19 protein-coding genes and 1 pseudogene are annotated in these 20,354 nt (G+C 70.6%); 11 read left to right on the forward strand and 9 right to left on the reverse strand.

The window, feature by feature from the left end; all coding sequences use genetic code 11:
• Nucleotides 1-16: 16 nt before the first annotated feature.
• Together RCR19_RS02700 and RCR19_RS02705 are read right to left on the reverse strand one after the other, a co-directional pair.
• Entirely contained in the window at nt 17-769 is a 753-nt protein-coding gene (locus RCR19_RS02700) for an SDR family oxidoreductase (protein ID WP_331263572.1), read from the reverse strand.
• Between the two features lie 273 nt (nt 770-1,042).
• Entirely contained in the window at nt 1,043-1,942 is a 900-nt protein-coding gene (locus RCR19_RS02705; RefSeq protein ID WP_331263573.1) for a LysR family transcriptional regulator, read from the reverse strand.
• 335 nt (nt 1,943-2,277) lie between these two features.
• On the opposite strand from RCR19_RS02705, the gene RCR19_RS02710 reads away from it, so the two are divergent.
• On the forward strand, nt 2,278-3,336 hold the full coding sequence (locus RCR19_RS02710; protein WP_331263574.1) for a PP2C family protein-serine/threonine phosphatase: 1,059 nt from the start codon (nt 2,278-2,280) through the stop codon (nt 3,334-3,336).
• Nucleotides 3,337-3,458: 122 nt separating this feature from the next.
• On the opposite strand, the gene RCR19_RS02715 is transcribed toward RCR19_RS02710, so the two are convergent.
• A complete protein-coding gene (locus RCR19_RS02715) occupies nt 3,459-4,916 on the reverse strand; it encodes an NAD(P)/FAD-dependent oxidoreductase (protein WP_331263575.1) in 1,458 nt (485 codons plus the stop codon).
• Nucleotides 4,917-5,222: 306 nt separating this feature from the next.
• On the opposite strand from RCR19_RS02715, the gene RCR19_RS02720 reads away from it, so the two are divergent.
• The 4 genes from RCR19_RS02720 to RCR19_RS02735 all read left to right on the forward strand — a co-directional run bounded on the left by RCR19_RS02720 (nt 5,223) and on the right by RCR19_RS02735 (nt 8,500).
• Nucleotides 5,223-5,552 carry an antibiotic biosynthesis monooxygenase gene (locus RCR19_RS02720; RefSeq protein WP_331263576.1) on the forward strand — a complete coding sequence of 110 codons (330 nt, stop codon included), beginning with the start codon at nt 5,223-5,225 and terminating at the stop codon, nt 5,550-5,552.
• Nucleotides 5,553-6,165: 613 nt separating this feature from the next.
• Nucleotides 6,166-6,522: an STAS domain-containing protein gene (locus tag RCR19_RS02725; RefSeq protein ID WP_331263577.1), complete on the forward strand. Its 357-nt coding sequence runs from the start codon at nt 6,166-6,168 to the stop codon at nt 6,520-6,522.
• Complete coding sequence (locus RCR19_RS02730) at nt 6,519-7,454, forward strand: sensor histidine kinase (protein ID WP_331263578.1); 936 nt, start codon at nt 6,519-6,521, stop codon at nt 7,452-7,454. Before RCR19_RS02725 ends, RCR19_RS02730 begins: the two co-directional genes overlap by 4 nt.
• A gap of 125 nt (nt 7,455-7,579) precedes the next feature.
• Nucleotides 7,580-8,500: an NAD(P)H-binding protein gene (locus tag RCR19_RS02735; RefSeq protein WP_331263579.1), complete on the forward strand. Its 921-nt coding sequence runs from the start codon at nt 7,580-7,582 to the stop codon at nt 8,498-8,500.
• A gap of 154 nt (nt 8,501-8,654) precedes the next feature.
• On the opposite strand, the gene RCR19_RS02740 is transcribed toward RCR19_RS02735, so the two are convergent.
• The 3 genes from RCR19_RS02740 to RCR19_RS02750 form a co-directional block, all read right to left on the reverse strand.
• A complete protein-coding gene (locus RCR19_RS02740) occupies nt 8,655-9,713 on the reverse strand; it encodes an LLM class flavin-dependent oxidoreductase (RefSeq protein ID WP_331263580.1) in 1,059 nt (352 codons plus the stop codon).
• Nucleotides 9,713-10,219 (reverse strand): SRPBCC family protein, encoded by a 507-nt coding sequence (locus RCR19_RS02745; RefSeq protein ID WP_331263581.1) that lies wholly within the window; start codon nt 10,217-10,219, stop codon nt 9,713-9,715. The genes RCR19_RS02740 and RCR19_RS02745 overlap by 1 nt, the downstream gene beginning before the upstream one ends.
• A 93-nt stretch (nt 10,220-10,312) precedes the next feature.
• On the reverse strand, nt 10,313-10,813 hold the full coding sequence (locus RCR19_RS02750) for a helix-turn-helix domain-containing protein (protein ID WP_331263582.1): 501 nt from the start codon (nt 10,811-10,813) through the stop codon (nt 10,313-10,315).
• Nucleotides 10,814-11,160: 347 nt separating this feature from the next.
• Between RCR19_RS02750 and RCR19_RS02755 the strand changes: the two genes are divergently transcribed.
• Both RCR19_RS02755 and RCR19_RS02760 read left to right on the forward strand, forming a co-directional pair.
• Nucleotides 11,161-11,970 carry an SGNH/GDSL hydrolase family protein gene (locus RCR19_RS02755; protein ID WP_331263583.1) on the forward strand — a complete coding sequence of 270 codons (810 nt, stop codon included), beginning with the start codon at nt 11,161-11,163 and terminating at the stop codon, nt 11,968-11,970.
• A 210-nt stretch (nt 11,971-12,180) separates the two neighbouring features.
• On the forward strand, nt 12,181-13,038 hold the full coding sequence (locus RCR19_RS02760; RefSeq protein ID WP_331263584.1) for a ribonuclease BN: 858 nt from the start codon (nt 12,181-12,183) through the stop codon (nt 13,036-13,038).
• Between the two features lie 250 nt (nt 13,039-13,288).
• On the opposite strand, the gene RCR19_RS02765 is transcribed toward RCR19_RS02760, so the two are convergent.
• The 3 genes and pseudogenes from RCR19_RS02765 to RCR19_RS02775 all read right to left on the reverse strand — a co-directional run bounded on the left by RCR19_RS02765 (nt 13,289) and on the right by RCR19_RS02775 (nt 16,471).
• The gene (locus tag RCR19_RS02765) at nt 13,289-14,446 is read right to left on the reverse strand and encodes a low temperature requirement protein A (protein WP_331269322.1); all 1,158 of its coding nucleotides are present in this window, start codon (nt 14,444-14,446) and stop codon (nt 13,289-13,291) included.
• Between the two features lie 269 nt (nt 14,447-14,715).
• Nucleotides 14,716-15,143 (reverse strand): annotated as a pseudogene (locus tag RCR19_RS02770) (hypothetical protein).
• 470 nt (nt 15,144-15,613) lie between these two features.
• Complete coding sequence (locus RCR19_RS02775) at nt 15,614-16,471, reverse strand: aldo/keto reductase (RefSeq protein WP_059128130.1); 858 nt, start codon at nt 16,469-16,471, stop codon at nt 15,614-15,616.
• Between the two features lie 464 nt (nt 16,472-16,935).
• On the opposite strand from RCR19_RS02775, the gene tgmA reads away from it, so the two are divergent.
• The 4 genes from tgmA to RCR19_RS02795 all read left to right on the forward strand — a co-directional run bounded on the left by tgmA (nt 16,936) and on the right by RCR19_RS02795 (nt 20,291).
• Nucleotides 16,936-17,127, forward strand: coding sequence for a putative ATP-grasp-modified RiPP (gene tgmA, locus RCR19_RS02780; RefSeq protein WP_059128129.1), 192 nt, complete (start codon nt 16,936-16,938; stop codon nt 17,125-17,127).
• 16 nt (nt 17,128-17,143) lie between these two features.
• On the forward strand, nt 17,144-18,118 hold the full coding sequence (gene tgmB, locus RCR19_RS02785) for an ATP-grasp ribosomal peptide maturase (RefSeq protein ID WP_331263585.1): 975 nt from the start codon (nt 17,144-17,146) through the stop codon (nt 18,116-18,118).
• Between the two features lie 361 nt (nt 18,119-18,479).
• Nucleotides 18,480-19,301, forward strand: coding sequence for a Cof-type HAD-IIB family hydrolase (locus RCR19_RS02790; RefSeq protein ID WP_331263586.1), 822 nt, complete (start codon nt 18,480-18,482; stop codon nt 19,299-19,301).
• 87 nt (nt 19,302-19,388) lie between these two features.
• Nucleotides 19,389-20,291: a DUF4232 domain-containing protein gene (locus tag RCR19_RS02795; RefSeq protein ID WP_331263587.1), complete on the forward strand. Its 903-nt coding sequence runs from the start codon at nt 19,389-19,391 to the stop codon at nt 20,289-20,291.
• Nucleotides 20,292-20,354: the final 63 nt, after the last annotated feature.

Raw genomic sequence — 20,354 nt, forward strand, 5'->3', positions numbered from 1 at the left:
CGGGCATCACCCGCTTTCACACCGCGGTGCGACCGCCGTCGACGGGAAGCACGGCGCCGTGCACAAAACCGGCCGCGTCGCTCGCGAGGTAGACGATGCTCGCCGCGATCTCCTCGGGGGAAGCCGGTCTGCCGGCCGGGGCCTGAGCGGCGAGGCCCGCCAGGTCGTCCCCCATGGGCGCGGTTCCCTCGGTCCTCGTCGGGCCGACGAGGACCGCGTTGACACGTACTCCGCTGGGCCCGTACTCGGCCGCCCACGACTTCGTCAACAGGTTCACCGCGGCCTTGCTGGAGCCGTACAGCGCCATCCCGGGCGCACCGTACTCGGACACCATGGTGCTCACGTTGACGATCGCGCCCCTGCCGCGCTCGGCCATGCGTGGTGCGAGCTCGGCGACCAGGAAGAACTTCGCCTTGACGTTCAGCGAGTAGACGGCGTCGAACTCCTCCTCGGTGAACCGGTCGGTGGGCCCGAAGGGGTAGATCCCCGCATTGTTCACCAGGATGTCCACCCGGCCCCCACCCAGTTCGGCGGCGCGGCGGGCGAGTTGCCGTGCCGGCTCGGCACCGCGGAGGTCGGCCGCGACGAAGTCCGCCTTGCCGCCCCGCCCTCGGACGGTCTCCACGACGGCGTCACCGCGCTGCTGGTCGCGGCCCGCGACCAGCACATGGGCTCCACGCTCGGCCAGTGCAAGCGCGGTCGCGGCCCCGATGCCACTGGTCGCGCCGGTCACCAGCGCGACATTCTCCGCGAGGGACAGCGAATTCATGATGACGCCCTTCGTTTATTCCGAATCCCCGGGCTCCGATTCCCGAGCCCGGGGAAACCGCCTGATTGCGATGGACCCATGCCATCACACGGCGCAGATTTCCGACCACTCGTGGCCACAGGGATCGGTTATGGCGGCCAAAGACAAAAGTTCTGCCCCTACGGAGACTGTGATTTCTCCGGGAAGGCCGCCGGTATTCGCTGGACCCGATCCGCACGGCGCCGACGGCCCCGTGCCGGCAATGCGGCGATTCGACTGCGCCGTCGGCAGGCGTCAGCCCGGCGACGGCTGCTCGAAAGCGGCGATCAGGCGCCCCAGATCCTGGCGACGGGACGCGGCCGGCCACACGGCCCATGTCCGGCGGACGATGGGACGCCCGGCCAGCGGCGACCACGCGACATTGCCGGGAATCGGGTGCGGCCAGTCCGGCGGAGCGAGCGCGAAGGCCTGTCCCGCACTGACGGCCGCGAGTTTCACCTCCGCTATGAGCCGCTGCCCTTGTGGCGCCTGCGCCCCCGGGTCCAGGCCGTGGCTGCGCAGAATCGCGGTCAGCTCGTCGTACCAGGCGGGGCTGTCCGCCCGGGGAAAGGCCAGCCACTCCAGACCGGCCAGTGCATCGAGCGCGATCCCTTCCGGTCCGGACAGTTCAGCCGCCTGCGGCGCGGCCAGCAGCACCCCGAGTTCTTCTCTGTTGACCAGCATCGCGTCGAACTCCTGCCCGATCGGCCGCTCCCGCAGCAGACCCACGTCGAGCTCGCCGTCGTGCAACGCGGACAGCTGCTCCGTCGTGGACAGATGCCGCGCCTGCACACGGGTGTCAGGGCAGGCCTCGGCCAGCTCACCGAGCGCGGGGGTCAGCAGTCGCGAGGGAAACTCCAGTGGAATGCCGATCCGCAGCACACCGCCGCCCCCGCCGGCGAACCGGGCCATCCTCCGCAGCGCCTGATCGTGCCGGGCCAGCACCGCACGCGCCTCCCCCAGCAAGGCGGCCCCCGCGTCGGTGGCACGTACGCCGGTACTACTGCGCACCAGCAACTTCACCCTGAGCTGCCGCTCCAGACCACCGACCGTCTGGGACAGTGCCGGCTGGCTGACATGCAACCGCCGGGCCGCGGCCGAGAAGCCGCCTTCCTCGACCACGGCCACGAAGGCGTGCAACTCCCGCAACTCCATGCACCCATCGCACCATGGGAGCGGTCGCTCCAGCCACCAGGGCCAGAAGCAGGCCTTATAACCCATATCGCCACAATGAATGACCCTCTGGCCATGAATTTCTGGATTCGAGAGGTTATACGAAGCACCAGGCGGGGTAACCGGGTGCCCTGCAGTGGTCACTCGCGGTCCGTCGAAGTCGGCGGGCCGCCGCGCGGGGCAAGTCCGCCCGTCGGGTGCACCCACGAAGGAGCAGGATGCAGCGCTGGCCGCCGTTGGCGACGAACAATCCCCCCACCCTCTGGCAGGGGTACAGGTGGGTTGTCCTGTGGTCCGTCCCCATCGTGGCCGTTCCGGTGGCCGACTTGTTCCTGCCCCCGGACATCCATCTCGCCTACCTCCTCGTGGTCCCGCTCGCGCTCTCCACGGCCTTCGCGGACACGCGCCGCACGGCCGCCCTCGCCGGACTCGCCGTGGCGGCGCTCATCGCCGCGGGTGCCGAGCGGCATGCACTGACCACCGAAAACGTTCTGGTGCAGTTGCTGTCCCTGGTTCTGTTCTCGCTCCTGCTCCTGCTCGTCACGCGGGTGAGGGAGCAGCAGCAACGCCAGCTGGCCGGAGTCCGCCGGGTCTCGGAGGCCACACAGGCCGTTCTGATGCGCCCGCTGCCGCGGCGTTCAGGACCGGTGTATCTGGCCTCCACGTATGTGGCCGCGGAGGCCGAGGCCCGTATCGGAGGCGACCTCTACGCGCTGGTCCGCACGGCCGGGGCCACCAGATTGATCATCGGGGACGCCCGCGGTAAAGGGCTCGACGCCATCGGCGACATCCAGGCCGTCCTCGGTGCGTTCCGCTTCGGCGCGAACCAGTACTCCACACTCTCCGACCTGGCCGCAGCGCTGGACCGCAGTGTGCGATGGGACCTGGCGCAGACGTCCGGCCCGGAGACGGCCGAGTGGCCCGGGGAGCGCTTCGTGACGGCCGCCGTCCTCGAGATCCCGGACTATGAGCCCCGTGCGCGCCTGTTCAGTTTCGGCCATGTGCCTCCGCTCCTGCTGCACGACGGCGCCGTCCTGCCCATCGACGTCCGTGACCCCGCTCCCCCGCTGGGACTCGGAGCTCTGGCCGAGTCCACCCACACGCCCGTCACCTTCCGCTTCACCCCGGGCGACCGGCTGCTTCTCTACACCGACGGAGTCAGCGAGACCCGGAACGAACAGGGCGCCTTCTATCCCCTGGTGGAGCGGCTGACCGCCTGGACCGAGCAGCGCCCGGAGACGCTCGTGCGGACCATCCGCGAGGACCTCCGGGAGTTCTCGGGCGGGTGCCACGCGGACGACATGGCCCTCATCGCGCTGGAGCGGGACGAGTCGGCGGTGCGACCCTGCGTGCTTCCGACGGCACGGCGCCTGTGACGTCCGCCGAACACCTCGGATGTCCGCACCGCCACAGGCCGGTGGAGTGAGCAGGGCCACGGCCTGCCCGGGATCCGCCCGCCGTGCGCGAACGACCCCGGAAACCGGCGTCGCGAGACCGGTCAGTCCTGGGCGCGCTGGTAGGCGGCGAGCAGGAACAGCCAGATCTCGCTGACGGTCGGGAAGCACGTAACCGCGTGCCGCAGCCTCTTGAGCGGGACCTCCCCGGCCACCGCGACGGTCGCCGAGTGCAGCAGCTCGCTGACTCCCGGACCGACGAACGTCACCCCGAGCAGGATCTCCCGGTCGACGTCGACCACCATCCGGGCATGCCCCTGGTACCCGTCGGCGTAGAGGTTGGCTCCCTTGGCGGCGTTGAAGTCCAGGTCGATGGTTTTGATGCGGTGTCCGGCGGCGGCCGCCTGCTCGGCGGTCAGACCCACCGCGGCGGCCTCCGGGTCGGTGAAGAACACCTGGGGAACGGCATGCTGGTCGGCCGTGGTCGCATGATCGCCCCACGGTGTGTCGTCCACCCCGAGGCCACCCGCTCTGGCCCCGATGACGTCGCCCGCGGTCCGGGCCTGGTACTTGCCCTGGTGGGTCAGCAGAGCCCGGTGATTGACGTCTCCCAGCGCGTACAGCCAATGCCCGTCCACCCCGCGGACCAGGCACGTCGTGTCCACGTCCAGCCACGCCCCCGAGGTGAGCCCCACCGTCTCAAGGCCGATGTCCTCGGTCGCGGGGATGCGTCCCGTGGCGAACATGACCTCGTCCGCCTCCAGTTCACTGCCGTCGTCCAGGGTGACCGTGACCGGCCCGCCCGCGTCCGGGCGCCGCAGCGCGGTGACCTGCACCCCGATCCTGACGTCCACACCCGCCTCGGTCAGACCGCGCTCCAGCAGTTTCCCCGCGAAGGACTCCATCCGGGGCAGCAGCCCGCGGCGGGCGAGCAGAGTGACCTGCGAGCCCAGTCCCTGCCACAGGGTCGCCATCTCGACCCCGACTCCGCCGCCGCCCACGATCGCGAGCCGTCCGGGCACCGTGCTGGAGTCGGTCCCGTGCCGGTTCGTCCAGGGCCTTGCCTCCCGGATGCCGGGGATCTCCGGCAGGAGGGGCAGGCTGCCGGTGGCGACGGCCACCGCATGCCGCGCGGTGAGGGTGTGCCGGGCGCCGTCGTCCCGGGTCACCGTGACCCGGCGCGGGCCGTCGATGCGCCCATGCCCCCGGAACAGGTCGGCGCCGAGGGACTTGACCCCCTCCGCCTGCTTGGAGTCGTCCCAGTCCGTGACGTAGTGATTGCGGCGGGCGAAAACCTGAACAGTGTCCAGATCGCCGGTGACCGCCTGCCGGGCACCGTCCACACGGCGGGCATCGGCGATCGCGATGACCGGCCTCAGCAGTGCCTTGCTCGGCACACACGCCCAGTACGAGCACTCGCCGCCCACGAGTTCCCGCTCAACGACGGCCACGGTGAGCCCGGCCGCGCGAGCCCGGTCGACGACGTTCTGACCGACCGGACCGGCACCCAGCACGATGACGTCATAGGTGTCGCTCGCCTGGTTCTCCGCTGTTTCACTCATCCTGTTCCCTCGCATCGTGATCGCGGCGGAGCAACTGCGGTCCATGGACCCGTGGCGGCTGTTCTGACGGGTCGTTCCGGGAGTGGAAGTGCGTCGTTCCGCTTTCGGCCCATGTAACCGCGCGGAGTCCGGCGGTCACCACAGCCGGGCCACGGGTCTCACGAACAGCGGCCACAAGCGCCCCTTTTGGACGCACGGGGGAAAACGGCCGCCTGACGTACGCGCCGGTCCACCGACACGGACGGCGCGACCAGCCGTGTGCGAGCCACTCGCCTGCCGCACACATCCGTGCGGCAGGATGGGGCCATGAGCGTAGTCAAGATCAACGTACTGACCGTCCCGGGCGAGCAGCGGGAGACGCTGGAGAAGCGCTTCGCCTCACGTGCCCACGCGGTCGAGAGCTCCGACGGGTTCGAGTGGTTCGAACTCCTCCGGCCGGTCGAGGGCACCGACGACTACCTCGTCTACACACGGTGGCGTGACGAGGAGTCCTTTCAGGCGTGGTTGGAAGGACCCATGAAGGCCGCCCACCAGGGCGCCGGCGGGGAAGGTGGCGAGCGGCCGAAGCCCGCCGCCAGTGGGTCGACGTTGTGGTCCTTCGAGGTCGTCCAGCAGGCGGCGCCGAAGAACGCGTAGGCGGGCCGCCGCCGCATCGGGACCACGGCCGTCGGGGCACATGCGGGACCGCGGGCACCGGCCCCGATCGCACCTTCGCGCGGCCGCGCGACCACCTCGTACCGCGTGACACGCGGCATGGAGTCCGGCCGATGCGACCTGAGCCGGTGGAGCGATGTGCTTCACCGGCTCCATGACACCGGCACCCGGAAACCACCGAAGCCATCACCCGGTCGGGCCAACCACCCCCGGTCGGAACAACGCGAAGCACGGCAGGCACCGGGGAGCGTCGCCGGTCCGGCCGTTTCACCACGTCGGACGAACCCTCGGGCGACGGGGGCGACGTGTGTCCTCCCCTGGACCACGCCGCCCCGCTCCCGCCCTCGCGGCGTGGCGTCTACCCACGGCGAGCCCCTTCACTCCGCGCCCGTCGTTCGACAAGCGTCTGAGGGATGCCGGCTCCATGAAGCGGCGGCACCACCAGTCGAACCGTGCTGCTCGCACCGGGCATACACAGAGCGGCGAAGAGCGGGCAGACGGCAGAAGAGCGCCGCTGCGACGGGTGGCCCTCATGGGTCCGGGCAGGCCGTGCCGGGCCGTCGCTGCGAGGGTGGGAAGACCGAGGGGTGGGAGCGTGGATGTCTCTGTCGAGGCGGGGCATTCCGTCGCGTCGTGGTGCGGCGGGATTCGGCTGGAGGTGTATCCGCTGATGGGGCGCCCCGGCGTGCGCGCGATCGGGGAGATCGGCCTCGACACCCGGACCGCCTGGCGGGAGGTGCTCGCCCGGCTGGTGCGAAGCAGTGCGGACCGCCTTCATGTGGACCCGTCCCGGGTGACCTTCATCGACGTGGCGGGAGTGACGGATCTGGCAGTGGCCGCGCGGTCTCTGTCCGGGGGGCGGAGGATTGTGGTTCACCGACCGCCGCCGCAGTTGGCGCGCGTACCCGCAGTCTGCCGGCCCGAGCTGGGTGGGATCGAGGTGACACCGTGACCAACGCAGTGACCACGGATGAGCTGTTCGTGCATCCGGCGCTGTTCTATCGCGGCGAGCAGGAGTTCCTGGCAGGCACCGTTCCCTTCGTCCTGGCCGGTCTGGCCGCGGCGGAGCCGGTCGCCGTCGCCACCCCGCCCGAGCACCTCGAACTGATCAGACACCATCTCGCTGATCGCGCCGACGAGGTGCACTTCGTGGACATGACCCGGGCCGGCCGCAACCCCGGGTGGATCATTCCGGGGGTGCTGCGCAGGTTCGCCGACGCCCATGACGCCGGCCGTGTGCGCATCATCGGTGAGCCCGTCTGGGCCGGTCGCAGCCATCTGGAGTACCCGGCGTGCGCGCAGCACGAGGCGCTGATCAACGCCGCGTTCGTCGAGCGTGAGGTGACGATTCTGTGCCCCTACGACACCGACGGACTCGACCCGCGTGTGCTCGACGACGCCTGGGCCACACATCCGCTGGTGATCGACGGCGCCGGTGAGACCGCCTCGGCCGCCTACAGCCCCGAACTCGTCGTCGCACGCTACAACGAGGTCCTTCCCGTTCCGCCGGACGCCGAGACGTACCACTTCGACAGCAGCAGTCAGCTCGCCGGGGCACGCGAGTTCGCCGTCCGGTACGGCGGACGGACGGGACTCGACGGACGGCTGCTGAACGATCTGGCCCTCGCGGTGGCCGAGTTGACCACGAACAGCGTCATCCACGGTGCCGGCTCCGGAACTCTGCGGATCTGGACGGAAGGCGTACGGATCGTCTGCGAAGTGCACGACGCGGGGCGCCTCGTCGATCCACTGGCCGGCCGGCGCCCTCAGGTGCCCAGCGAGCCCGGCGGTCGAGGGCTGCTGCTCGTCAATCACATCGCCGACCTGGTGCGTGTCCACACCGGCGAAACCGGGACCACCATCCGGTTCTACCTCGGCTCCTGACCGCCCCTGGGCCGGCGACCGGGCGACGACGTGCCGAACCCCGGTGCCCCGCTTAGGCTGGCCAGGTCCGCCTCCGAGACCCTGTCCGGGTCACTCGAGTCGATTCGGGACCTACGGGAGCGATCATGGTCGACAACCCCCTGATTCTCGTGACCGGGGCGGCCGGAAGCGTGGGGGCGGTGGGACGCCGTGTGGTGGACAACCTGCGGCGACGGGACCTGAGGGTGCGTGCCCTCGTCCACCGGGAGGACGAACGCGCGGACGCCCTGCGCTCCACGGGGGCCGAGGTGGTGGTGGGCGACCTCGCACGTGCGGAGGACGTCGTCCGGGCCCTGGAGGACTGCGACCGCATGTATTTCGGCATGGGGGTCTCTTCGCAGTACCTCGAGGCGGCACTCGTCACCGCCGCCGCCGCACGTGCCCAGGGACCGCTGCGGGTGTTCGTCAACATGTCGCAGATGACCGTCTCCCAGATGGATCTCACCAGCACGGCCGAATCGACGCAGCAGCGTGAGCACTGGCTCATCGAGCAGGTCCTCGACTGGTCGGGCCTTCCGGTCACCCACATCCGCCCGACGGTCTTCATGGAGAACCCGATGTTCTCCCTGTTCTGCTTCGCCACGATCGCGCAGGACGACACCATCCGGCTTCCCTTCGGAACGGGGCGCACCTCACCCGTGGCGGCCGGCGACGTCGCCGATGCCGTGGCCGCCGTCCTCGCGGACCCGGCTCCGCACGTCGGGCACGTCTACGAACTGACCGGGCCGGTGTCGCAGGACATGTCGGCCATGGCACAGGAGTTCAGCTCGGTCCTCGGGCGCCCCATGAGCTACATCGACACTCCCTACGACCAGTTCGTCGACGAGCTTCGGCGCCGCGGCCTGCCCGACCACGTCGTCGATCATCTGTCGACCATGGCGCGCCTGCATGCGCAGAACCGCTACGACCGGCTGACCCATGACGTCGAGAAGATCACCGGCCACCCCGCGACGGGCGTAAGGGCCTACGTCGAGGACAACCCGGAGCTCTTCCGCCCGGCAACGTGACGTGGGGCGGGGCGGGGGACTCCCGATCTCGTCCCCGTACGGACCCGGGCGGGTTCACCGGGGTCCCGTCGGTCCGGAATGCGGTGAACTGCCGGGTGTCGAGGCGCCCTTGCGCCTCGAGTCCTCGTCACGACGGCGGCCCGTCGCCCGCCTCTCACCCGGCGTCGTCGACCTCGCGCACCAGCTCGATCGCCCTGGCCAGGGTGTTCAGCCGCTCCTGTACGGTCCGCCCCGCCGGGTACAGACGGACGGTGTCCACGCCTGCGTCGCGCCACACTCGGAGCCGCTCACGCACCATGGGCTCGGTGCCGATCAGCGTCGTGCCGAGGACCATGTCGTCGGTCACCAGACGGGCGGCACCGTCCCGGTCGCCCGCCTGCCACCGCTCACGCACTTCGGCGGCCACCTCCGCCCAACCCTGGCGGCTGTAGGCGTTGTTGTAGAAGTTGGTGGAGGCGGTGCCCATACCGCCCAGACTGAAGGCGAGTTCCTTCCTCCGCTCCGCGGTCATCGCACCGAGTGCGCCCTCATCGGGGGCGAAGGCAACCTCGGCGCCCTGGCAGACGTCCAGTTCGGAGCGCGTGCGCCCGGTGCGGGCCAAGCCGTTGTCGAGGTGGGCGAAGTAGGCGTCGGCCGCGCCTTCCGGTACGAAGCTCGTCCCGAGCCAGCCGTCGGCGACCTCCCCCGTCAGTTCCAGCATGGCCGGTGAGAGCGAGGCGAGGTAGACGGGGATCTCGTGCTCGGCCCGCATCGACAGCCGCATCGGCACGCCCTCACCGCCGGGCAGCGGGACGCTGAACTCCGCGCCGGAGTAGGAGAGTTTTCCACCGGCGAACACCTGGCGCACGATGTCCACGGTCTCCCGCACCCGCCTCAGCGGCCGGGCGAAAGGCACTCCGTGCAGGCCCTCGATCACCTGCGGGCCGGAGGCACCGAGACCGAGCAGGAACCGCCCGCCGGACAGGTTGGAGAGCGTGATGGCGGTCTGCGCGACGGCCGTGGGGGTGCGCGTACCCACCTGCATGATGCCCGAGCCCAGCAGCATCCGGTCGGTGAGCGCGGCGTAGTAGCCGAGCGCGGAGGGGCCGTCGGACCCCCAGGCCTCGGCCACCCAGCACACGTCCAGGCCGAGTTTCTCTGCCTCCACGACGAAGTCCGTCTGCTCCGACCAGTGTTGACCCCCGGAGGCCTCGACGGTGGTGGCGGTGCGCATCAGTGTTCGGCCCGCTGCTTGATGGCCCCCAGGGTGGCGGTGATGTTGCGTTCGAACTCGCGCAGCCGCACGAACACGATCTTCTGCTCCTTCTCCGGCATGCGGTCGATGGCGAGGGAGAGGCCGGAGCGGCCCGGCCCCAACTGCATCCATTCCGACAGCTCGGTTCCTCCGTCCTCGGCCCGGAGCCGGAAGCGCCAGACCGCGGAGGGCCGATCCGGGTCCTCAACCGCCCAGGCCAGCGACCGACCCGGTTCGCACTCGATGACATGCGAGGTGGTCTGCCACTCCCCCAGGGCGTCGTGCCTGCTGCGGCCGACGAACCGGGCGCCCACCGCTGGACCGGCGGCGCCGTCGAGCCACTCGACCGACTGGAGTTCCTCACTCATGTCCGGCATGAGCTCGATGTCGCTGACCAGTGACCAGACGCGCTCCGGCGGAGCGTCGATCCAGGTCCGCACCTCGAGGGTGGGTTTGTCCGCGTAGCGTGCGCCCGTCCACTCCAAGTCGGCCGGCCTCCTCGTCATCAAGGGGTTGACCACCAGAGTTGCTTCACAAGACTCGCGGTGTCAAGGGGGAGCGCACCTGCCCCGGGGCGCTCAAGCGGCGCCGAACCTGCGCCGGACGTCCGGCCGGCGGCTGAGCCGTTCCGGGTATCCCGGCCCCATCCGCATCGACGTGTCCTGCGCCTCCAACGGCCGGCGGCAGACGGCGCACACGACCTCCGCCGCGGTGTCATGGCCGCAGGTGTCGTGATGGAACACGACGGGCACGCCCTCCTCACCCGCCAGCCAGCGGTCACCCCACCGCGACATCGCGGCGAGTACGGCGAACAGTTCGCGGCCCTTCTCCGTCGGCACGTAGTCGTAGCGCCGCGGCTCGTCCTGGTAGAGCCTCCTGTCCAGGACGCCCTCGTCCACCAGCCGACGCAACCGGTCGGTCAGGGTGTTGCGGGCGATCCCCAGTCCCTGCCTGAAGTCGTCGAAGCGGCTGACCCCGTAGAAGGCCTCCCGCAACACCAGCGGCGTCCAGCAGTCACCCAGCAGATCCATGGACCGTGCGATGGAACACGGCCAGTTCTCGAACGACGTCCGGTTCATGCTCCGTACGATATCGAGTCTCGCCATGAAACCAGGCTGGTGAGCACACGAGGAGGTCCGGCCCGGTGCGTCCGCGGCCACCGGCCGTGCCCACTGCCGGATGCGGCCGCCGCGGGGTGCGGGCGCCCGTCCTGGACGCGGATCGGACGCGGCCAGGGGAGTGACCGCCGTGCGGGTGATGTCCGGGCGAGGAGCACGACGCCGTCGCCCTGCCGTGTCCCGCGCAAGTCCTCTGCCGCACGCGGCGCTTAAGCGGCGGCACGCGCGCAGGGCCTCTTCAACACGACCGGCCGTGTGCTCATCGCCCTCGCCTCCGGGGTGCACGGAGCGTGCTAAGGCAAGAGATTATGAGACAGTCCCGATTCGCGGTACGCGTGTCCTCCCTCCTCCTCGCCGCCGCCTGCACCTTCACCGGAGCCACGACGGCACAGGCGGCTCCGCAGACAGTGGCCACGGGCTACGCGGCCCTCGGCGACTCCTACTCGTCCGGGGTCGGAGCCGGCACCTACATCGCCTCCAGCGGCAACTGCCTGCGCAGCAACCACGCCTACCCCGCCCTGTGGGCGTCGACCCATGCGGTGTCGTCCTTCGCCTTCGCCGCGTGCAACGGCGCTCGCACAAGTGATGTCATGAACCGTCAACTCGGCTCGCTCACCCGCCGCACCGGTCTGGTCAGCCTGACCGTCGGCGGAAGCGACTCGGGGTTCTCCGACGTCATGATGACCTGTGTGCTGCGGGGAACCACCGCGTGTGTGTCCGCCAACGCCGACGCGCGCACGTACATGGACACCACCCTTCCGGGCGATCTGGACCGTCTCTACGCCGCCATCAGCAGAAGGGCTCCGGCCGCCCGCGTCGTCGTCCTCGGGTATCCGCACCTGTACAAGCTCAGCGGCAGCTGCATGGCCGGTCTCTCGGACACCGCACGGGCCGCCGTCAACCGCTCCGTCGACCGTCTCAACACCGTGATCGCCAAGCGCGTCGCCGACCACGGGTTCACCTACGCCGACGTCGCGGGCGCCTTCTCGGGTCACGAGATCTGCTCCGCCAGCCCCTGGCTGCGCAGTGTGAACCTGCTCGCCGTCGTGGAGTCGTACCACCCCACTTCCACGGGGCAGTCCCACGGCTACCTCCCCGTCTTCGCCAGATCGGCCTGAGCCCGGGCGCCGGACAGCGGGCCGTCGGCCCGCTGTCCGGCGCCGTGACCGACCGGGGCCGGCCCGGTTCGGCGGGAGGTCGGCTGCCGGAGCACGGGGCGCGTGTCAGGCGCCTCCGGGCCTCGCCGCAGGTGTGCACCGCGGCGGCAGACGGGTTGCTACGGGGGCGGGGAGGTTTCGTGCCATGTCGGTTCGGGAAACGGGGGACGCATGACGGGTTCCTCAGGCCCGCCCCGGGACGAGCGACCCCAGCACCACGGCCTGCGTTCACGCTGGCACAACTCGGCCGCCGGACGGCTGTGGCAGCACGGCAGCGAGATGGAACTTCTGCACCGCTCCATGGGCCTCGCCGCGCTGGCTCTGGTCACGCTCGCCCCCCTGCTCATCGTCATCGCCGCCGCCTCCCCCTTCCAGCACCGTGGCTTCGCCTACTGGGTCATCGACGGCATGAGTCTTTCGGGGCATCCCGCGGACGCCGTGAGCCACCTGTTCGCCACGCCCCGCAGGGTGCTCAGCGCCACCAGCGTCTTCAGTGTCCTCGCCGTCGCGCTGTTCGGCCTCACCTTCGCCTCGAGCGTGCAGACCGGCTACGAGCGGGTCTGGAGTCTGCCCGCGGGTCGCTGGCACACCGTCTGGCGCCGTGCCGTGTGGCTCACGGCCCTGACGGCCTATCTCTTCGCCGAGGTGCAGAGCGGTGCCGTGCTGGACAGCTCGGTGCCCCAGTCCGCCGTCCGCATCACGCTGACCGTCCTGTTCGGTGTGCTGTTCTTCTGGTGGGGGCAGCACTTCCTCCTCGGCAGCCGGGTGTCCTGGCGGGCACTGCTGCCCGGGGCGGTCTCCACCATGCTGGGCCTGGTCGGGCTGCGTTGGTTCTCCTACCAGGTGTTCTCCCCGCTCATCGTGAACAACGCGGTCACCTACGGCGCCATGGGCACCGTCCTCGTCGTACAGTCCTGGCTCATCGGAGTGGGCTTCGTCGTCTTCGGAGGAGCACTGCTCGGTCGTCACATCCACGAGGCACACAGACGGTGGAGGCCCCGACGTGCGTCTCGACCCGACCTGCGCTGAAAAGCGCCGTAGCGACGGGGACTTCTCGACAAGGATGTGACCGTGGGACGCCGGGCCCATTGCGCCCGGCGCGACCCGGCCCTGGGGCGACAACGCGCGAACCCCGCCCCCTGGGCGGGGACGGGGTTCATGATGGAGCGCCGGGCAGGCCTTGCACCTGCATCTCCCCGCAGGAAGCGGGACGTCTTTCCTTGGACCACCAACGCACTGCCGGGCGCCGTGAGTTCCGGCGACCTGCTGTGCGTCAATCCTAGCGCATGTCCCTCACTCCTTCGGAGCCACCGATGCGGTGGCCAAGCGACAGGGAGACGGCCACGCTCAGCGCGGCCGCGGCCCCGGCGCACAGCACCGCCCAGGAACCCGCGAACGTGCAGGCCAGAATCGCCAGCGCGGTGAGCGGCAGCACGGCCTGCTGACCGAGGGACCGCTTGAAGTGGCGCGCGTGCAGCAGCCAGGTGAAGAAGACGAATCCGGCGGCGGGCACGGTGACCGATGCGGCGGCTGTCGCCGTGCCGATGTGCGCGTCGCCGGCCACGTGGGCGATCGCCACCTGCAGTCCCGCACCGATGGCGGCCGCCGTCGCAAAGACGAGGTAGTGACCGTATCCCCACAGGAAGGCGCTCCTGCCGCCACGGAGATGCTCGTGGATGGGTACGACGAAGTAGGTCCAGTAGGCGGAGAAGACGAGCAGCAGTCCTCCTGCCGCGATCGGCAGCAGCTCCGTCGAGCCGCCCCTGTCCAGCGCCCGCTGGACGGCCACGGTCGCGGCGGCGACCGTCTCGCCGAGGACGATCAGGGTGAACAGACCGTAGCGTTCGGCGATGTGGTGGGGATGCCAGGCGGTGGCTCTGGGGCGCTCGGCCAGCACCGGAACGGCGAGCTCGGCGGCCGCGAGCAGGAGGAAGACCCACGCCTTCATCTGGTGGTGCGGCACGAACCCGAACGCCACCCAGCCGATCTGCACCAGGACGACTCCGAAGGCGTACCGCAGGGCCGTGGTTCGGGCAGCGCCCCGCTCGGCCCGTGCCGCCCTGAGCCACTGGGTGGTCAGTGCCAGCCGCATGACCACGTAGCCGACCACGACGATGGAGTAGTCCGAGCGGTCGAAGGCGCGGGGCACGCCTGCCGCCAGGATGAGGACGCCCGCGATCTGCAGCAGTGTGGTCAGCCGGTAGGGCACGTCGTCCGTGTCGTACGCCGACGCGAACCAGGTGAAGTTCATCCAGGCCCACCAGACGGCGAAGAAGATCATGGCGTAGCCGACGATGCCGTGGGCGGCGTGCCCCTCGACCACGGCGTGCTCCAGCCTGGTGCCGGCCTGTGCGATGGCCACGACGAAACACAGGTCGAACAGGAGCTCGAGCGGCGTGGCGACGCGATGCTCCTCCTCGGGGTCGCGCCTGATCATGGCCCGCAGCAGGGATCCTGTCGACCCTCCGCCGCCCGGCGGTCCTTCGCCGCTTCCGGTCACGCTTCCCGCTCCTCTCCCGGCACCCGCCCATGCGGAAGCCCCTCGGCACACGGCCACCACCGGTCACGACGAGCCGGACGGGCGCGGGGTACGTCCGGTACCCGTCGCCGCCCACGGTCATGGTGATGCGCTTCGGGTCGATCACATCATCACCGTCGACGGGCCTGCTCAGCGGGTCGGGACGGCGAGGCGCGTCGCGGCGCGGGTCAGTGCGCCGACAGACCGACCCCCAGTGCGATCAGGAGAACGACCTTCACCGCCTCCAGAGCCACATAGTGCAGATGCCCCCTCGACCGGGGCAGGTCCTCGCCGGCCAGGACCCGGTCGGACCGCCGGTTGAGCCGTGGGCGGACGGCGCCCAGTTGCACGACGAGCAGGGCGACCAGAGCGCCCGTGAGCACGGCGAGGGAGCGCGATGGTCGCCGGCCCCCACGGTCACGGCGCCCGCTGCCGCCAGGACGGTCTCGGCGATGTTCAGTGCGCGGAAGACGAGTCTGCCGATGCCCAGCCCGAGGGGGATCGTCACCCCGGGCGCGCGGAACTTCAGCAGGGCTTCGAGGAAGGAGATCGCCAGGACCGTCCCGAGCCATACGAAGACCACCGCGCTCGCGATCGCGGCACCGGTCGTGTTCAGCGTGTCCTTCGCCCTTTTTGCCCATCGGCCACGGCACCGGGTCTTCCCGGCCCCGCGCCCATCATGGGTCCCTGGCCGGCACGACGAACGCCATCCGTCGAACTCCGGGGCCGTTCCGACGCACGCACGGCCCCGCGGTTCCGCATCGGGCCGCGTCCAGCTCCACGATCTCCTCGAACGTGAGCCGGGATCCACGGATGACACCGCCGCCGGCGAACCGGACACCGGCCGCTCGACCGCGGCGCCCAGCCAACGCACGGGCGATCCCGACCGGCTACGGCCCGCCCCTCACGAGCGCCAGGCCTGGCGGTGCCGCATCAGCCATGCGTCCGGGGAGGGCACGAGCCCCGACATGCGGATACGCCCGACACGCACCGGACGCCCCCGCCGGATCCCGCGCCCCTCGGAGGAGTACTCGGTCCGGACGAGCGAGGGCCCGGCACCGAGGTGCCGGGCCCCGCGGTGCCGCATCAGACCGCGTCCAACTCCGCGATCTCCTCGGACGTGAGCTTGAGGTCCGCGGCGGCGACCGAGTCGCGGATGGTCTCCGGGCGGCTGGAGCCGGGGATCGGGACGACCACGGGAGACTTGGCCAGCATCCAGGCCAGGCAGACCTGCTGCGGGCTGACCCCGTGCGCCTCGGCGATCCGGGCGAACGGCGCGTATGCCGAGCCCAGTTCGCTCGCCCGGGAGATGCCGCCCAGCGGGCTCCACGGCAGGAACGCGATGCCCAGTTCGTCGCAGAGGCGGAGCTCCGGCTCGCTGGAGCGGAAGGCCGGCGAGAACTGGTTCTGGACGGAGACCAGGCGGCCGCCGAGGATCTCCCCCGCCAGACGGATCTGGTCCGGGTCCGCGTTGGAGACGCCCGCCATGCGGATCTTGCCCTCGTCGAGGAGATCGCGCACCGCTCCGACGGACTCCGCGTAGGGAACCTTGGGGTCGGGCCGGTGGAACTGGTAGAGACCGATGGCCTCCACGCCCAGCCGGCGCAGGGAGGCCTCGCAGGCCTCCTTGATGTGCCGGGGGGAGCCGTCGAGCGTCCAGCTGCCGTCGCCGGGGCGCAGGTGGCCGCCCTTCGTGGCGACCAGGACATCGGCGCCCCGCTCGTGGGAGGCGAGGGCCTTGGCGATCAGGGTCTCGTTGTGACCGACCTCGCCGGCTTTCAAGTGATAGGCGTCCGCGGTGTCGATGAGCGTGACACCCGCGTCGAGCGCCGCGTGGATGGTGGCGAGGGAGCGCGCCTCCTCCGGCCGTCCCTCGATCGACATGGGCATGCCGCCCAGGCCGATCGCGCTGACCTCGACGTCACCGATACGGCGGGTATGCATGGGCTCGTGACCTCTTTCGGCTGTCGCAATCGGGTGGCCGGACCGGCCTCCCCCGGGGCGGGGCCCCGCAGCGGTGCCGGCGCGTCCTCCAGCCTGACCCTCCACCGATCACAGGTCCAATAGAAGAATGCGAACGCATTCAGCAGTGCGCCGCATGAATGGGCGGCACGGTCGAGCGGCACCGCTGTGGAGCGTCGGGCCGGGGCTCCCTCTCAGGCCCACGGCCCGCAAGCGGATCCCCGACACGGAGGTGCGCGTCTCATGGAGCGGGGCACTAGAGCGAAGGCCGGTTCCATGATGCGGGCCACGCACAGGAGCCGACCGACGCTTGGTGACACAACGTGAGGCAACCATTCACCCGTTCGATTCGTATAACTCCGTGGAAGCACAGCGCCCCGGCGGGCGGCGGTGACGCCGGAGCGTCACCGTCCGCTTGACGGGGCAGCACCGAACAAGGAGAGACGATGCGACCCTTCGCACTCAACTACGCTCGCAGTGCCGAGGAGTTGGAGGTCAGCGCTCCGTATAGCTACGACTCCAGACTGCAGTTGAACGTGCTTCCCGACGGGCGAATCGCCGCACACGAACACGCAGTGTTGCGTGAATGGGGGGCCACGACCTCCACCGCGGGCTCGAAGACCCACTTCGACGACTGAACGCGGAACGTCGACTATGACCGTGCTGATCCTCACCTGTGAACAGGACGTGACCGCGGACATGGTGGTGGCCGAGCTGAACGGGGCCGGAATCCCCGTCGTCCGGCTGGACCCGGCCGACCTCCCCGGCGGCGCCGCGCTCTCGGGCGAGTACGTACACGGCTCCTTCCACGGGCACCTGTCCACGTCCGGCCGGCTGGTGAGCACCGACGGGCTGCGGTCGATCTGGGTACGCAGGCCGGGAGAGCCGGCCGCACACGTCGCCGAGCCGTCCACCTGGCTCACCGAGGAGACCTCACAGGCCCTCTACGGCATGCTGCACGCCACCGGCGCACGGTGGATGAACCGCCCCGAAGCGGCCCGGCGGGCCCGCAGGAAACCCTGGCAGCTCCACCTCGCCCAGCGCAGCGGGCTCCCCGTACCGGCCACGTTGATCACCACCTTTCCGCAGGCCGCCCGGGACTTCGCCGCGCGCTTCCCCGATCTGGTGGTCAAACCCGTCTCCGGCACCCACCCCGAGGACCCGCCCAGGGCAGTGCCCACCAGCCGCATCGCCCCCGACGCCGACTTCGCCGCCGTCGCCTTCGGTCCGACCCTGCTGCAACGGCGGATAGCGAAGCGCGCCGACATCCGCCTCACCGCCGTCGGCGAGCGCCTTCTGGCCGCCCGCAAGCCGGCCGCTGCCGACCCGGATCACGTCGACGTCCGCTTCGCCCCGTCCGTCGGGCCATGGCAGCCCGTCGATGTCCCGGCGAGTATCGCGACGGGTGTGCACACCTATCTGCGCGAGGCCGAACTGGCCTACGGGGCCTTCGACTTCGTGGAAGACTCCGACGGGATCTGGTGGTTCCTGGAGTGCAACCAGTCGGGTCAGTTCGGCTTTGTGGAGTTGGACACGGGCCAGCCGATCGCGGCCACCGTCGCGAAATGGCTGGCAGGTCCCGAGCCGGAGTCCGAGCCCCATGCCACACCGGCGACACGTCCGACATGACGGCCACCGCTCTCCCCCGACGTACCGGCCCCGTGCGCCGCGCCGCACACCGCGCTCTGCGCCGTCCGCGGCCCGCATTCCGCGCCATGCTGAACCGCCGCGGCCGATGCAGGTCCGGCGGGTTCCGCCGACCGCCGATCGGACGCATCAGCACACCACCGGAGTCAAAGAGAACGGCCTGAACATCCCCGGAAGCGGGAGCGCGTCTCGTTTTCCGACCGGGCTCAAGGCCACCCGGCCACCCGGCCGCCCTGTCGATCCGTACACAGTGGCCGGCAGCGGCAGGACTGCCCGATCGGCGCCGGACGACACCCACCCCGCCGGCCCGAAATCACGAGTTCGAGTTCAGTAGCATGCGCCGGTGGCCGCACGTGTACCCAAGGTGATCGCAACGGACCTCGACGGCACTCTGCTGCGTCGAGACGGCTCCGTCTCCCCACGCACGCTGCGCGCCCTGCGCAGCGCGGTCGAATCCGGCTGCGAGATCGTCGTCGTCACCGCGCGACCGCCGCGCCATGTGGACGCGCTCGCGGCGGCGACGGGGCTGGGCGGCACGGCGATCTGCAGCAACGGCGCCCTCGTCTACGACCTCGGCACCCGCACCGTCGTCCGTTCCCGCCCGCTCGCCGTCTCCGCCGCCCGCGTCGTCGCCACCGCGCTGGCGCGAACCGTTCCGGGGATCGGCTTCGCGGTGGAAGCGGATCTCAAGGTCCACTTCGAACCCTCCTACCGGCTGCGGCACACCGGTGACCGTGACGCCGCGTTCGCCGTGGGGACCCTCGCCGATCTGTGGACGCTTCCCTCCCCCATCGTCAAGCTCCTCGCCCACTCCGCCGACCACGACGCGGACTTCCTCCTCGCCGTCGCCGAACGCCATGCCGCCGGGCACGCCCACTTCACCCACTCCGGAGGCCGGGGCCTGCTCGAGATCAGCGCCCCGGGGGTCACCAAGGCGGACACCCTCTCCTCGCTGTGTGCGTCCCGTGGGCTCACGGCGCAGGACGTGGTGGCCTTCGGTGACATGCCCAATGATCTGGCGATCCTCACCTGGGCAGGTACTGGCTACGCCATGGCCAACGCCCACCCGGCGGTACGCGCCGCGGTGCCACGGCACACCGCATCGAACGAGGAGGACGGGGTGGCGAAGGTGCTGGAGAGCCTCTTCACGGCCCGTCAGGCGTGAGCAGGCAGCGCTCTTGTGACACCCCTGTGACCGGAGGGGTGGCCTCCGTCACAGCACGGCATCCGTTGTTCCTGATCGACTCGGCCCATGCGCCGCGTCCCCCTCGCCCTCGCCGGTCTCCTGCTCCTGACGGCGTGCGGAACACAGTCCGCCACATCCGGCAGTGTGCCCAGGCCCGCGCACTCCTCCTGCGGGGCGGAGCCCTCGTCGGGAAGCGGTTCAGGTACGGATGTCGACGGGGTCAGGATCCTCGGAGCGGGCACCGGCCCCACCGTCTGCACCGAGTTCGAGGTGACCAATCACGAGGAGGTGCCGTCCACCTTCACGATCACGTTCACCTTGCTCTCGGCGTCCCGGGGCGCACTGGTGAACAGCACTCAGACGGTTCCGTCCGTGGCGCCCGGACGAACCGTGCGGCGCACCTTCGACCTGGACGGTCCTGTCTCGGACACGGACACGACGCGGGTGCGGATCCTGAAGGTGCGAAGCGTTCCCGCCGACGAGGCGCCGTCCACGGGAGGTCCCTGCCCCGCTTCGGGCGCGCATGTGTACGCCGATGACGGCGATGCGGCCATGGGGCTACGCGTGGTGGGTGTCCGGCTGGTCAACTGCGGCTCGCGCACGATGCGACTCCACGGTTATCCGCAGGTCCAACTGCTCGACGAGGGCCACCGCCCGGTCACGGGCGTGAAGATCCTGCACGGCGGCAGCGCCATCGCCACGGGCACGGGTGCGGACGGCCCGCCCGGGACGGTGCTCCTGAAGCCCGGCGAGCAGGCCTACTCCGTACTGGTCTGGCGCAACACGGTCGAGGCCGGTGATCCGGTCGATGCCCCCTATGTGAGAGTCCGGGCGAAGACGGGAGCCTCCCCGGTGACGGTGACCCCGGAGCTCGACCTGGGCACGACGGGGAGGCTGGGCGTCGGCCCCTGGAAGAAGGACACCGAACGCGGCGCCGTCACGAGCCCGTCGCCCAGCACGTCCCCCTGATGCCCACCGTCGTGCGACACCGAGGACATCAGGGCTGCGGGACTTCCGCTGTGACATCACCCG

It is taken from the genome of Streptomyces sp. WAC07094, from assembly GCF_036320405.1.
In the GTDB taxonomy this organism is placed as follows: Bacteria; Actinomycetota; Actinomycetes; order Streptomycetales; family Streptomycetaceae; genus Streptomyces; species Streptomyces lannensis.

Excerpts from the sequence above, each read along its gene's own strand:
- tgmA (WP_059128129.1), top strand. The coding sequence starts at position 16,936 with ATGCGACCCTTCGCACTCAACTACGCTCGCAGTGCCGAGGAGTTGGAG.
- RCR19_RS02765 (WP_331269322.1), bottom strand. The coding sequence starts at position 14,446 with ATGATCAGGCGCGACCCCGAGGAGGAGCATCGCGTCGCCACGCCGCTC.
- RCR19_RS02700 (WP_331263572.1), bottom strand. The coding sequence starts at position 769 with ATGAATTCGCTGTCCCTCGCGGAGAATGTCGCGCTGGTGACCGGCGCG.
- RCR19_RS02755 (WP_331263583.1), top strand. The coding sequence starts at position 11,161 with ATGAGACAGTCCCGATTCGCGGTACGCGTGTCCTCCCTCCTCCTCGCC.
- RCR19_RS02750 (WP_331263582.1), bottom strand. The coding sequence starts at position 10,813 with ATGAACCGGACGTCGTTCGAGAACTGGCCGTGTTCCATCGCACGGTCC.
- tgmB (WP_331263585.1), top strand. The coding sequence starts at position 17,144 with ATGACCGTGCTGATCCTCACCTGTGAACAGGACGTGACCGCGGACATG.
- RCR19_RS02705 (WP_331263573.1), bottom strand. The coding sequence starts at position 1,942 with ATGGAGTTGCGGGAGTTGCACGCCTTCGTGGCCGTGGTCGAGGAAGGC.
- RCR19_RS02735 (WP_331263579.1), top strand. The coding sequence starts at position 7,580 with ATGGTCGACAACCCCCTGATTCTCGTGACCGGGGCGGCCGGAAGCGTG.
- RCR19_RS02715 (WP_331263575.1), bottom strand. The coding sequence starts at position 4,916 with ATGAGTGAAACAGCGGAGAACCAGGCGAGCGACACCTATGACGTCATC.
- RCR19_RS02795 (WP_331263587.1), top strand. The coding sequence starts at position 19,389 with ATGCGCCGCGTCCCCCTCGCCCTCGCCGGTCTCCTGCTCCTGACGGCG.
- RCR19_RS02740 (WP_331263580.1), bottom strand. The coding sequence starts at position 9,713 with ATGCGCACCGCCACCACCGTCGAGGCCTCCGGGGGTCAACACTGGTCG.
- RCR19_RS02775 (WP_059128130.1), bottom strand. The coding sequence starts at position 16,471 with ATGCATACCCGCCGTATCGGTGACGTCGAGGTCAGCGCGATCGGCCTG.
- RCR19_RS02720 (WP_331263576.1), top strand. The coding sequence starts at position 5,223 with ATGAGCGTAGTCAAGATCAACGTACTGACCGTCCCGGGCGAGCAGCGG.
- RCR19_RS02760 (WP_331263584.1), top strand. The coding sequence starts at position 12,181 with ATGACGGGTTCCTCAGGCCCGCCCCGGGACGAGCGACCCCAGCACCAC.